This is a genomic window from Streptomyces sp. GbtcB6 (assembly GCF_019091475.1).
Classification (GTDB): Bacteria; Actinomycetota; Actinomycetes; order Streptomycetales; family Streptomycetaceae; genus Streptomyces; species Streptomyces hyaluromycini.
In genome coordinates, this window is the sequence record NZ_JAGXJL010000080.1 from 22,769 (window position 1) to 34,214 (window position 11,446).

The window sequence follows — 11,446 nt, forward strand, 5'->3', positions numbered from 1 at the left end:
GACGCACCATGACCCTGGCACCGCAGATGACCGGAGTGAAATCCACACACGCGGAACAACTCCTTGAGATGTACCGGCGGATGAGCCGCATCCGCCGGTTCGAGCAGCGGGCGTCGGACCTGTACAAGGCCACCGAGATCCCGGGCTTCCTGCATCTGTCGATCGGACAGGAGGCCGGCGCGGTCGGTGCCTGCTGGCCCCTTCGCGACACCGACGGCATCACCTCCACCCACCGGGGCCACGGTCATGTGCTGGCCAAGGGGCTGGACACGGCGTCGATGATGGCCGAGCTGATGGGCAAGGAGGCGGGCACCTGCCACGGCCGCGGCGGCTCCATGCACATCGCCGACCCGGGTCTCGGCATCTACGGCGCCAACGGCATCGTCGGCGCCGGCCTGCCCATCGCCACCGGAGTGGCCACCGCCGCCAAGCTGCGCGACGCCGGGGACGTGGTGGTGGCGTTCTTCGGGGACGGCGCGGTCGCGCAGGGCATGTTCCACGAGGCGGTCAACCTCGCCGCCGTCTGGGACCTGCCGGTCGTCTTCCTGTGCGAGAACAACCACTACTCGGAGTTCTCGCCCGCGGCCGAGCAGCACCGGGCGCCGCTCTCGGCCCGCGCCGCCGGATACGGGATCGGCTACGCCCAGGTCGACGGCAACGACGTCCTGGCGGTGGCCGGGATCATGACCGACGTGGTGGAGCGGATCAGGCATGGCGGCGGCCCGGTCCTGGTGGAGGCGGAGACCTACCGCTGGCACGGCCACTACGAGGGCGACCCGCAGCGCTACCGCAGCCCGGAGGAGGTCGCCGAGGCCAAGGAGCGGGACCCCCTGCTCGTGGCCCGCCGGCATCTGGCGGCGGCCGGGGTGGACGCGTCCCAGGCCGACGCGGTGGACGAGGAGATCGACAAGGAGATCGACGCGGCGGTGGAATGGGCGAGGAGCCTGCCCGAGCCCGGCCCGGAGACCCTCCACGACTTCGTCTCCGCGCCGCGTATCGCCGTAGCCGAGCCGTCCCCGCCTTCGGACGATGCGGAGATCTTCCGTTCGATGGATGCGGTACGGCTCGCCCTGGAGCACGAACTCGCCGCGGATCCCGCGGTGTTCGTGGCCGGGATCGACGTCGGAGCCGGCGGCAACGTCTTCGGCCTGACCCGAGGTCTGGCGCAGGCATTTCCCGGCAGGGTGCGCGACACCCCGATCAGCGAGAGCGCGATCCTCGGTACGGCGGTGGGTGCGGCCATGGCCGGGATGAAGCCGGTCGTGGAGATCATGTACATGGACTTCATCGGTGTCTGCCTCGACATGCTGCTCAACCAGGCGGCGAAGCTGCGTTTCATGACCGGCGGCCGTGCTTCCATGCCGCTCGTCGTCCGCACCCAGTTCGGCGCCGGCCGCTCCTCGGGCAGCCAGCACTCGCAGAGCCTGGAGGCGCTGCTCGCGCACATCCCCGGACTGACCGTGGTGATGCCTTCCAACCCCGCTGACACATACGGGATGTTGAGGGCCGCGATCCAGGACCCCAATCCGGTGGTCTTCGTCGAGAACCGGTTGCAGTACGGCTTCAAGGGACCACGGCCTCCGGCCGATCACCTGATTCCGCTGGGCCGGGCGAAGGTGGTGCGCGAGGGCACCGACATCACGCTCGTCTCCTGGTCCCGGATGGTTCAGGACTGTCTCGCCGCCGCTGAGGTGCTCAGCGGCGAGGGCGTCAGCGTCGAGGTCGTCGACCTGCGTACGGTGGCCCCGCTCGACCGCGAGACCGTTCTCACCTCCCTGGCCAAGACGAACCGTCTGGTGATCGCCCACGAGGCGGTGCGGGACTTCGGGGTCGGCGCCGAACTGGCCGCGCTCGCCGTCGACGAGGGCTTCTGGCATCTGGACGCACCGGTCACGCGTGTGGCGCCGCCCCCGGTGCCCGCCCCGTACGCGCCCTCCCTGGAGCGTGCGTGGCTGCCCTCGCAGGACACGATCGCCGAGACCCTGCGCCGTATCGCCGCGGTCTGAAACCACAATGGACCGAGTGATCCAAAGCCCTTTCTCACCTGACCCGTCCCTCGGTTTTCTGTTCGCAGTCCCTAGAATGCTGAATCATGGCAAGACCACCAGGGCACGGACCAGGCTACGAGACCAAGCGTCAGGAGATCATCGACAAGGCGGCCGCGCTGTTCGCCGAGAAGGGGTACGCCGCCACCGGTATCGCGGAGGTGGGCGATGTCGCGGGGCTGGCCAGGGGCGCGCTCTACTACTACATCGGCTCGAAGGAGCATCTGCTCGTAGAGATCCAGGACCGGGTGATGCGTCCCATGCTCGCCGGTGTGCACCGGATCGCCGCCCTGGACGAGGATCCGGTGCTGCGGCTTCGGCTGCTGTCGCAGACGCTGCTGGAGAACATCCTGGCCCGGCTGGACCATGTCCGGGTCTACGAACACGACTACCGGAACCTGCGCGGGGACAACCGCACCCGTCTGCTGAGCCAGCGCCGTGAATTCGAGGGTGTCGTCGAGCGGTTGCTCGTCGCCGCGATGGAGGACGGATCGTTCCGCAAGGCCGATTCGAGGCTGGCCACCCTGCAGTTCCTGAACATGCACAACCACACCTACCAGTGGATCAAGCCGGGTGGTGAGTGGGATGCCCAGCGCCTGTCCCAGGAGTACTGCGCGACGCTCTTTGCGGGATTCGCCGGTCCGGGCCGCCGGTTCGACGACATCGAGGACCATGTGAGCGACTTCCTCGCCAAGCGGGAGACCGCCGCTCCCGTGCCGATTCCGCGTTCCTCCGGCAAGGCGTGACACAGGGCCCGTCACCAGTGTTCCGGGCGTTGCCTACCTCTGCCCGCGCCGATAGTGTGACAAGGATTTAATTCACCGACCGATCGGTCTAACCTCTTGTGTCCTGCTCAGCGGTGGGCGACCGCTCAGCACGAGGAGGGATGTTGAGTGGACTGGCGAACCGAGGCCGACGTGCTGATCGTGGGTGCCGGTACTACAGGGCTTTACCAGCTCTACCGCGCCAGAGCCGAGGGCTTTTCCGCGGTGCTGCTCGAAGCGGGCCTCGGCATCGGCGGGATCTGGTACTGGAACAACTCCTTCGAGGCACGCTTCGAGGCGGAGAGCAGTGTCCGCGGGCACCTCTTCTCGGCAGAGCTGGGAGCCGCGTGGCAGCGACCCGAGGAAGGCGCCGGCCAGCCGGTCATCGAGGGCTATCTCAACCATCTGGTGGACCGTCAGGACCTGCGCCCGCACATCCGGTTGGGCGCCACCGTGGGTTCGGCCGTCTACGACGACCCGACCGGGACCTGGTCGGTGCTGACCGGTGACGCCGTCGAGTACCGGGCACGCTTCCTGGTCGCCGCCACCGGAGCCCTCCCGGCACCCGGCCGTCCCTGTACGGGCGGCCGTCAGCAGGCCAGGACCGGACACCGTAACGGCCGGGACGCCGGGCGCGGGCACCGGGGCGCGCGCCAGGAGCTGTCCGCCTCACACGTCCCGGAGAGCCGCTCATCCGCGTACAGCGACAGCGGTGTGTGCGCGGGGGGCCTCATCGTGGCCGGGGACGACGCGTTCAGCGGCGGCACGCTGAAACGGCTCGGGGTGCGCGGCCGGGACGGCCTCAGGCTGGCGGGCTACTGGGCGGACGGCCCGCGGAGCTATCTCGGTGTCATGACCGCGGGTTTCCCGAACTTCTTCTTCGCGGGCGGCCCGCACTGCGTCCCCGACAACCCTCGTCACCCCGGCGATCAGGTGGACTTCATCACCGGTGCCCTCGTGCGGGCCCGCGAGCACGGGCGTGATGTCGTCGAGGTGGGGCTCGCGGCCGAGGAGGAGTGGACGGACCTGATGGCCGGGGCGCCGTTCTCGTGGCGCCCGCACCCGCTGCCGGGATCGCCGCTGGGAGGGCCGGCCGGCGAGACCACGGGCGACGCGTACGGGGCGTTCATCTTCTCCGAAGCCGGGCGGGCCGCCTGATGCGGGACCTTCGTGTTGCCGCGCGCACAGTGGCGTGAGCAGCGGGATCCGGCCGACGGATCCACGTGGTCGTACGCATAGGCACGGTCGCACGCACTCGCACGCCGGTGCCCCGGGATCCGTTTCCCGGGGCACCGGCGTGGTCGTGGCGGCGAGCAGGTGTCACGCGTCGGCCGCGCTGCCCGCCTTCGACAGGTCGAAGGTGTTGAAGTCGCTCTCCCGGACCTCCTGGATCAGCTCCTGGAGCTTCCACCGCCCGGTGGGGTTCAGCAGCTGGCTGACCGCCTTGCCGGGGATGTTGGCCCCGTAGAAGTAGCTGGCCTTCTGGAAGATCGACATGTTGTCGCTGTTGTTCATGAGGTCGGTCCACTCCTGCTCCGCCGCGGCCTTGACCTCGATCACGTCGTAGCCCTGCTTGTACGCGTGCAGCAGGGCCTCGTGCGCGAAGTCCACCTGGTCGCCGGCGTAGCGCGGGTTGTTGCCGAGTGCGCCGTGCGGGCCGCCGGGGAAGAAGAAGTTGGGGAACCCGGCCGCGGCGATCCCCAGGTAGGTGCGCGGGCCGTTCGCCCAGTGCTCCTCCAGCGCCAGCCCCTGCCGGCCGCGCACCCCCAGGCGGTTGAGTGCACCGGTACCGAAGTCGTAGCCCGTGCCCCAGATGACGATGTCGAACTCACGCAGGCCCGTCGAGGTCTCGATGCCCGTCTCGGTGAACCGGACGATGGGCTCCTCGGGCAGGGAGACGAGCGAGACGGCCGGCTTGTTGTAGGCCTCGAAGTAGCCGGTGCCGAACGGCGGGCGCCGGGCGCCGTAGCCGCCGTCGGTGGGGATCAGCTTCTCCGCCGTCGCGGGGTCCTTCACGATGCCGCGGATCTTCCCGGCCATGAAGTCGCACCACTCGGCGTTGACGGTGGGATTGAACGTCATGTCGCGGTAGTGCTCGGTCAGCTTCGTGAAGCCGGGGCTGTTCCAGACCTTCTCGTAGAACTCCTGGCGCTCCTCGGGGCTGACGTCCCCGCCCATCACCGGGTTCATGGCGTGCAGGAACCCGCTGGGGGAGGTGTTGAGGGTGTCCCGGATCCGCTCGTAGTCCGCCTTGAGCCCGGCCTGCTCCTCGGCCGTGATCGGCCTGTTGTTGAGCGGTGTGACCCAGTCCGCCTTCATCTGGAAGACGGTCAGGGAGGCCACCTCGTCGGCGATGGCCGGCACGATCTGGACGCCGCTGGAGCCGGTCCCGATGAGCGCCACCCGCTTGCCGGTGAAGTCGATCGGCTTCTTCGGCCAGCGGCTGGTGTGGTGCTGTTCGCCCCTGAAGTCCTCCCGGCCCGCGATGCCGGGGATGAAGGGGACCGAGAGGTTCCCGGTGGCCGCGACGAGGAAACGCGTCCGGACCGTGGTGCCGTTCTCCGCCGCCACCGTCCAGGTGCCGGACGGCTCGTCGAAGACGGCCGAGCTCACCTTGGTGTTGACGGCGATGTCGCGCCGCAGGTCGAACCGGTCGACCACGTGGTTGAAGTAGCGCTCGATCTCCGGCTGTCCGGCGTACTGCTCCGACCACTCCCACTCCTCCCACAGCTCCTTGGAGAAGAGGTAGCCGTAGGTGTAGCTCTCGGAGTCGAAGCGTGCCTCGGGATAGCGGTTCCAGTACCACACGCCGCCGACGCCGCTGCCGGCCTCCAGCAGCTTCGCCGAGAGGCCCGCCTCGCGAGCCCGGTACAGCTGGTAGATGCCGGTGACACCCGCGCCGATGACCACGACGTCCAGCAGGTCGGCCGGATCGGCCTGACCTCCGGGTGCCGCGGCCGCCTTCTTCGTCGTCTTGCTCATCTGCCCTCCACAGTGCACAGGGGGCTGCTCCGCCCGCGTGAGCCCGAGTTTGTTATTTCGACCGATCGATCGAAGATTGAGGTGAGAGTAGAGCAGGGCCCTGGCTCGATCAATGGCCGTGCCGTGAGGAGATGCCTGCGGGGCGGTGGGCGACCCTCTGAATGTCCGCCGCGAACTCCTTCGCGGCCTGGCGACAGGTGATTCCTGTCCTGGTCGTTGATTATACCGACCGATTGGACTAACTTTCAGGGCGCGGGGAGGACACAGTGTCGTGCCAACAGGAGTCGCCCATGACGGCCAAGAATGTCGAAGAGCCGACCGACCTGCGCGGTGCCGGGCTCAAGGCCATGCGAGACGCACTGCCCGGGGTGTTCCCCGACGGGGACATCGACCTGCGGGACGGACGCCTCGGGGAGGAACTGGTCGAGATCGGCCTGACCAGTGTGTGGGGATCCCTGTGGGCCCGTGAGGGGCTCAGTCCGCGTGACCGCAGCCTGGTCACCCTGGGAATCCTCATCGCGCTCGGCGCGGAGACCGAACTGCGGACCCACTTCCGGATCGGTGTCACCAACGGTCTGACCCGGGACGAGATCGCCGAAGTCATCTACCACGCCAGTGGTTACGCGGGTTTCCCGGCCGCGACGGCGGCCCGGAACGCCGCACGGGAGGCGCTCCCCGACTGACAGGGGGGCGGTGCTCCATGGGGCGCCGGACGGATGCAGGGGTTGCGTAGCCGGCCGGGCGGCGGGGTCTGTCGGAGCCGCGTCGCGCGGTGTCACACGAGTGAGGAGCAGGGGTATGTCATTGCAGGGAAAGGTCGCCGTCGTCACCGGCGGCGCCCGGGGTATCGGCCAGGCGGTCGCGACGGTGCTGGCGGCGCAGGGTGCGAAGGTCGCGGTGTGGGATCTGGATGTCGCAGGGGCCGAGAAGACCGTCAGTGCGATCCAGGAGGCGGGCGGAACGGCGATCGCCGTGGGAGGGGATGCGGCCGAGGCCAACGCCGTGGCCGCGGCGGCGGGCCGGACCCGGGCGGAGCTGGGGCCCGTCACGATCCTCGTCAACAACGCGGGGATCACGGCCTACCAGCCGTTCGTCAACATCACTGAGGATGCCTGGGACCGCATGATCGGCATCAATCTCAAGGGGCCGTTCCTGGTCACCAAGGAACTGGTGCCCGACATGCTGGAAGCGGGCTGGGGACGCGTCGTCAACATCTCGTCCTCGTCCGCGCAGACCGGTGCGCCGGCCATGGCGCACTACGCGGCCTCCAAGGGCGGGGTCATCGGCCTCACCAGGGCGCTGGCCATCGAGTTCGCGGACAAGGGCATCACCGTCAACCACGTGCCCCCGGGCTTCATCGACACCCCGCTGGTACGGCAAGGGCCGATCGACGTGGACGCGGTCGCGCAGACGATGCCGATGAAGCGGGCCGGCCGGCCCGAGGATGTCGCCTACGCGGTCGCCTATCTGGCCTCCGAGGAAGCGGGCTACGTCACGGGACAGACCCTCAGCACCAACGGCGGACGCTATCTCGCGTGACATCCCGCCCTCCCGCTTTATTGTTTAGACCGTCTGGTCTATTTTGAGAGAACGTATGAAGCAACATCGGAGTCAGCTATGAGGATCGAGCATGGTGCCCAGGCCGCCGGGGTGAGCGCATGACCGCCCCCGGACGGATCCTGGTGGTGGGCGCGTCGGCGTCCGGGCTCACCACGGTGGAGTCGCTGCGACGCAAGGGGTACACCGGCGAGATCGCCGTGATCGGCGACGAGCCGCACGCGCCGTACGACCGGCCGCCCCTGTCCAAGCAGGTCCTGTCCGGTGCGTGGGAACCACAGCGGGTGACGCTGCGCACGGCGGAGATCCTTTCCGGCCTCGCCGCCGACTTCGTGCTCGGCGACGAGGCGGTTGCCTTGGACCCGGCCACCCGGACCGTGCGCACCGCGTCCGGACGGGAGCTGTCCGCGGACGCGGTCGTGCTCGCCACCGGCGTCCGGCCTCGCACCCTGCCCGGTCAGCAGGGCCTCGCGGGCGTGTACGTGCTGCGAGGGCTCGACGACGCACTCGCCCTGAAGGCGGAACTGCGCCCCGGCGCGCGGCTGGTCGTGGTCGGCGAGGGCGTGCTCGGATCGGAGATCGCGGCCACCGCACGCACGCTGGGGCTGGAGGTCACCCTCACCGGTCCGCTGTCCGCACCGATGGCCCTGCAAGTGGGCCCGATGGTGGCCGGACTGCTGGCGGAACTCCACCAGGAGCACGGCGTACGACTGCGGTTGGGGGCCGGGGTCGCGGGGCTGAGCGGCCGGGACGGGCGCGTCACCGGGGTGGAACTGAGCACCGGGGAGACGCTCGCGGCGGACGTGGTCGTCGTCGCCATCGGGGCCTCGCCGGCGACCGACTGGCTGGCGGACAGCGGCCTGACCCTGGACAACGGCGTCGTGTGCGACTCCCGCTGCCGTGCGGCGGACGGGATCTACGCGGTCGGTGACGTGGCCCGGTTCCACCATGAGGGCTATGGCCGCCTGATGCGCCTGGAGAACCGTACGAACGCCACCGAGCAGGCCGCGGCCGTCGCCGGCGTCGTTCTCGGCGAGGACCGGCCGTATGCGCCCGTGCCCTACTTCTGGACCGACCAGTTCGAGGCGAAGCTCCAGGTCCACGGGCTGCTGCCCGCGGACGCCGACGTGGAGGTCGTCGAAGGCGATGTGGCTGCCCGCCGATTCGTCCTCCGGTACTCCAGCGAGGGCGCGGTGACCGGGGTGCTGGGCTGGAACATGCCCAAGCAGACGCGCCTGCGCCGCCAGGAGGTCGTCGACGCCCTGCACACCCCCGTCTCCACCCCCTGACACGAATGGGAGAGGTTTCATGAAGGTTCTCATCGACGAGGAGAAGTGCGTCGCCGCCGGACAGTGCGTGAACGCTTCCCCGGACGTCTTCGACCAGCGTGAGGAGGACGGCATCGTCGTCCTGCTGAACGAGAACCCGTCGGCGGAGCTGGCGGACGACGTCCGTAACGCGGCTGCGGTGTGCCCCGCACTCGCCATCCGCATAGCGGAGTAGCCGGCTGTGGCGGTCCGGAAGGCCCGGGAGACCCGGAAGACAGGCACGGTGGGACAGCGCAGTACGACAGGAGTCACCCATGAGTGAGTTCAGCTTCGAAGGACGCGTGGCCGTCGTCACCGGCGCGGGGCGGGGTATCGGGCGGGCCCATGCCCGTCTGCTCGCCGAACGGGGAGCGAAGGTCGTCGTCAACGACCTCGGCGGATCGATGGAGGGCGAGGGGACCGACGCCGGTCCGGCGCAGAAAGCGGCCGACTCGATCGTCGCGGCCGGCGGCCAGGCCGTCGCCGACACCAACGACGTCTCCACCGAGGCGGGCGGCAAGGCGATCATCGACTCCGCGCTGGACGCCTTCGGCCGTATCGACATCGTCATCAACAACGCCGGCATCATCAGGTGGGCCGGTCTGCCCGAGGTCGACCTCGACAACCTCGAACGCCATCTCGCCGTTCACCTGCTCGGCTCGTTCAACACCATGAAGGCCGCCTGGCCGCACTTCGTCGAGCAGGGGTACGGCCGCGTCGTGCTGACGACGTCGGCAGGTCTGTTCGGCCTCGACAACAACCTGTCGTACGCGGCGGCCAAGGGCGGCGTGGTCGGGCTGGCCCGCAGCGCGCGGCTGGCCGGCGAACCGCACGGCATCAAGGTGAACGTGGTCGCCCCGGCCGCCCTGACCCGCATGGGCGGCATCGAGGACGAGGCCGCGGCCGAGGCCGCCGCCCAGCAGGCGGGCATGCCCTCGGAGGCGGTGTCGCCGATCGTCGCCTATCTCGCCCACGAGGCCTGCCCGGTCAACGGCGAGATCTACGCGGCGGGGGCCAGCCGCTTCGCGCGCTTCTTCATCGGGTCCACGCCCGGCTATGTGCACGAGGACGGTCCGGCCACGATCGAGGACGTCGTGAAGAACTGGGACGTGATCAACGACGAGAAGGACTACTACGTGCCCGGGGACCTGATGGCGTGGACCGGCGCCTTCCTCGGGCACCAGTTCAGCGAGAAGCCGGGCGGCGCGTCCTCGTAGACGCCTGCCCGACCGGCGGCGGACGCGGGCCGGGGCATCCGGCTCAGGCGTCCCCGCCGGGCTTCGGTCCGGCCAGGTCACGGCCGATGATCTCCTTCATGATCTCGGTCGTGCCGCCGACGAGTGTCTGCACCCGTGCGTCGGCGTACGCCCGTGAGATCCGGTACTCGTCCATGTAGCCGTAACCGCCGTGCAGTTGGAGGCAGGCGGCGACCACCCGGTTCTGGAGTTCCGTGGCCCACCACTTGGCCTTGGCCCCGGTCACGGCGTCGAGTGTCCCCTCGTTGAGGTCGAGGATGCAGCGCTCCAGGTAGCCGCGGGTCACCTCGACCTCGGTGGTCAGCTCGGCCAGCCGGAACCGGGTGTTCTGGAAGTCGACGAGCCGCCGCCCGAACACCTGGCGCTCCCGCGTGTACGCCACCGTCCAGCGCACGGCCGCCTCCGCCGCAACCACCGCCCGCCAGGCGATCGAAAGCCGTTCCAGCGGGAGTTGGGCGGTGAGCTGGCCGAAGCCCGCTCCCTCCGCGCCCAGCAGGGCCTCGGGCGGCAGTCGCAGTTCGTCGAAGTACAGCTCGGCGGTGTCCTGTGCGTGCAGGCCCAACTTCTTCAGCTTGCGCCCCCGTTGGAATCCCGGTGCCGTGGACGGTACGAGGAACAGGGAGAGCCGGGAACGGCCGGCCGCCTCCCCGGTGCGAGCGGCCACGATCACCAGGTCGGAGCTGGAACCGCTGGTGATGAACGTCTTGGTGCCGTTGAGGACCCAGTCCGTCCCCTCGCGCCGCGCGGTGGTGCGTACCCCGCGCAGTTCGCTGCCGCCGCCCGCCTCGGTCATGGCGATCGAGGCCACCACCTCACCCGCCGCCATGCCGGGCAGCCACCGCTCCCGCTGCTCGTCGGTCCCGAACCTGACCAGGTACGAGGCGACGATGTCCTCGTTGATCGAGAAGCCGGACGCCAGGGCGGCCGCCCCGACCTCGGCCAGTTCCTCCTGGATCACGCACCGGAAACGGTAGTCGTCGGCGCCCGCCCCGCCGAACCGCTCGGGTATGCGCAGTCCCAGCACACCCGCGGCGGCCGCCGCCTTCCAGACGGAGCGGTCGATGAGGCGCGCCTCCTCCCACTCCTCCAGATGCGGTGCCACCGAGCGCTCGACCAGGCTGCGCACGGTCCGGCGGAAGGCGGTGTGGTCGTCCTCGTAGAAGCTGTACGGCATGGCCCGCTCCCAGGTCATTATCTAAAATCGCTAACTGATATACCCTATGGCGCGGGAGTCATCATAGGAGGACCGATGTCAGCGGTTCCACCCCTCGGCGATCTGCGGGTCCTGGAGTTCCTCGGTCTGGGGCCCGGGCCGTTCGCGGGCATGCTGCTCGCCGATCTGGGGGCCGACGTACTGGCCGTCACCAGGCCGCGCACCGCCCGGCCCGCGCTGGCGGAGAACCGGCCCGTCGTCGAACTCGACGTCAAGTCGGCCGAGGGCCGCCAGGAGGCGCTGCGGCTCGCCGGGCGGTGCGACGTCCTGATCGGGGGCTTCCGCCCCGGCGTCATGGGGCGGCTGGGACTGGGGCCGGAGG

Annotated in this window: 11 protein-coding genes; 9 read left to right on the forward strand and 2 right to left on the reverse strand. The window is 69.6% G+C overall.

The genetic code is table 11. From position 1 onward, the window contains the following. Window positions 1–8 precede the first annotated feature (8 nt). The 3 genes from KVT45_RS50860 to KVT45_RS57250 all read left to right on the forward strand — a co-directional run bounded on the left by KVT45_RS50860 (window position 9) and on the right by KVT45_RS57250 (window position 3,967). Window positions 9–2,006, forward strand: a complete 1,998-nt coding sequence (locus tag KVT45_RS50860) for a pyruvate dehydrogenase complex E1 component subunit beta (RefSeq protein ID WP_217561202.1) — start codon at window positions 9–11, stop codon at window positions 2,004–2,006. A gap of 86 nt (window positions 2,007–2,092) precedes the next feature. Then, the gene (locus tag KVT45_RS50865) at window positions 2,093–2,791 is read left to right on the forward strand and encodes a TetR/AcrR family transcriptional regulator (RefSeq protein WP_217561203.1); all 699 of its coding nucleotides are present in this window, start codon (window positions 2,093–2,095) and stop codon (window positions 2,789–2,791) included. Window positions 2,792–2,938: 147 nt separating this feature from the next. Beyond that, window positions 2,939–3,967 (forward strand): hypothetical protein, encoded by a 1,029-nt coding sequence (locus KVT45_RS57250; protein WP_254648560.1) that lies wholly within the window; start codon window positions 2,939–2,941, stop codon window positions 3,965–3,967. Window positions 3,968–4,129: 162 nt separating this feature from the next. On the opposite strand, the gene KVT45_RS50875 is transcribed toward KVT45_RS57250, so the two are convergent. Next, window positions 4,130–5,791, reverse strand: a complete 1,662-nt coding sequence (locus KVT45_RS50875; RefSeq protein ID WP_217561205.1) for an NAD(P)/FAD-dependent oxidoreductase — start codon at window positions 5,789–5,791, stop codon at window positions 4,130–4,132. Window positions 5,792–6,081: 290 nt separating this feature from the next. Here KVT45_RS50875 and KVT45_RS50880 point away from each other — a divergent pair, with 290 nt between their 5' ends. From KVT45_RS50880 to KVT45_RS50900, 5 genes are all read left to right on the forward strand, one after another. Further along, window positions 6,082–6,474, forward strand: a complete 393-nt coding sequence (locus KVT45_RS50880; protein WP_217561207.1) for a carboxymuconolactone decarboxylase family protein — start codon at window positions 6,082–6,084, stop codon at window positions 6,472–6,474. 115 nt (window positions 6,475–6,589) lie between these two features. Next, on the forward strand, window positions 6,590–7,330 hold the full coding sequence (locus tag KVT45_RS50885) for an SDR family NAD(P)-dependent oxidoreductase (protein ID WP_217561209.1): 741 nt from the start codon (window positions 6,590–6,592) through the stop codon (window positions 7,328–7,330). 119 nt (window positions 7,331–7,449) lie between these two features. Then, a complete protein-coding gene (locus tag KVT45_RS50890) occupies window positions 7,450–8,637 on the forward strand; it encodes an NAD(P)/FAD-dependent oxidoreductase (RefSeq protein WP_217561211.1) in 1,188 nt (395 codons plus the stop codon). Between the two features lie 19 nt (window positions 8,638–8,656). Continuing rightward, window positions 8,657–8,851, forward strand: a complete 195-nt coding sequence (locus tag KVT45_RS50895) for a ferredoxin (RefSeq protein WP_089103724.1) — start codon at window positions 8,657–8,659, stop codon at window positions 8,849–8,851. Between the two features lie 79 nt (window positions 8,852–8,930). Then, the gene (locus KVT45_RS50900) at window positions 8,931–9,872 is read left to right on the forward strand and encodes an SDR family NAD(P)-dependent oxidoreductase (RefSeq protein WP_217561213.1); all 942 of its coding nucleotides are present in this window, start codon (window positions 8,931–8,933) and stop codon (window positions 9,870–9,872) included. Window positions 9,873–9,915: 43 nt separating this feature from the next. Here the strand turns inward: KVT45_RS50900 and KVT45_RS50905 are convergent, their stop codons facing one another. Further along, window positions 9,916–11,085, reverse strand: coding sequence for an acyl-CoA dehydrogenase family protein (locus tag KVT45_RS50905; protein WP_217561215.1), 1,170 nt, complete (start codon window positions 11,083–11,085; stop codon window positions 9,916–9,918). Between the two features lie 75 nt (window positions 11,086–11,160). Between KVT45_RS50905 and KVT45_RS50910 the strand changes: the two genes are divergently transcribed. Next, window positions 11,161–11,446 (forward strand): CoA transferase (locus KVT45_RS50910; protein WP_217561217.1); only part of this gene is annotated, 286 nt, incomplete at its 3' end.

Coding starts and splice junctions, on each gene's coding strand:
- KVT45_RS50860 (WP_217561202.1), top strand. CDS start 9: ATGACCCTGGCACCGCAGATGACCGGAGTGAAATCCACACACGCGGAA.
- KVT45_RS50865 (WP_217561203.1), top strand. CDS start 2,093: ATGGCAAGACCACCAGGGCACGGACCAGGCTACGAGACCAAGCGTCAG.
- KVT45_RS50875 (WP_217561205.1), bottom strand. CDS start 5,791: ATGAGCAAGACGACGAAGAAGGCGGCCGCGGCACCCGGAGGTCAGGCC.
- KVT45_RS50880 (WP_217561207.1), top strand. CDS start 6,082: ATGACGGCCAAGAATGTCGAAGAGCCGACCGACCTGCGCGGTGCCGGG.
- KVT45_RS50885 (WP_217561209.1), top strand. CDS start 6,590: ATGTCATTGCAGGGAAAGGTCGCCGTCGTCACCGGCGGCGCCCGGGGT.
- KVT45_RS50890 (WP_217561211.1), top strand. CDS start 7,450: ATGACCGCCCCCGGACGGATCCTGGTGGTGGGCGCGTCGGCGTCCGGG.
- KVT45_RS50895 (WP_089103724.1), top strand. CDS start 8,657: ATGAAGGTTCTCATCGACGAGGAGAAGTGCGTCGCCGCCGGACAGTGC.
- KVT45_RS50900 (WP_217561213.1), top strand. CDS start 8,931: ATGAGTGAGTTCAGCTTCGAAGGACGCGTGGCCGTCGTCACCGGCGCG.
- KVT45_RS50905 (WP_217561215.1), bottom strand. CDS start 11,085: ATGCCGTACAGCTTCTACGAGGACGACCACACCGCCTTCCGCCGGACC.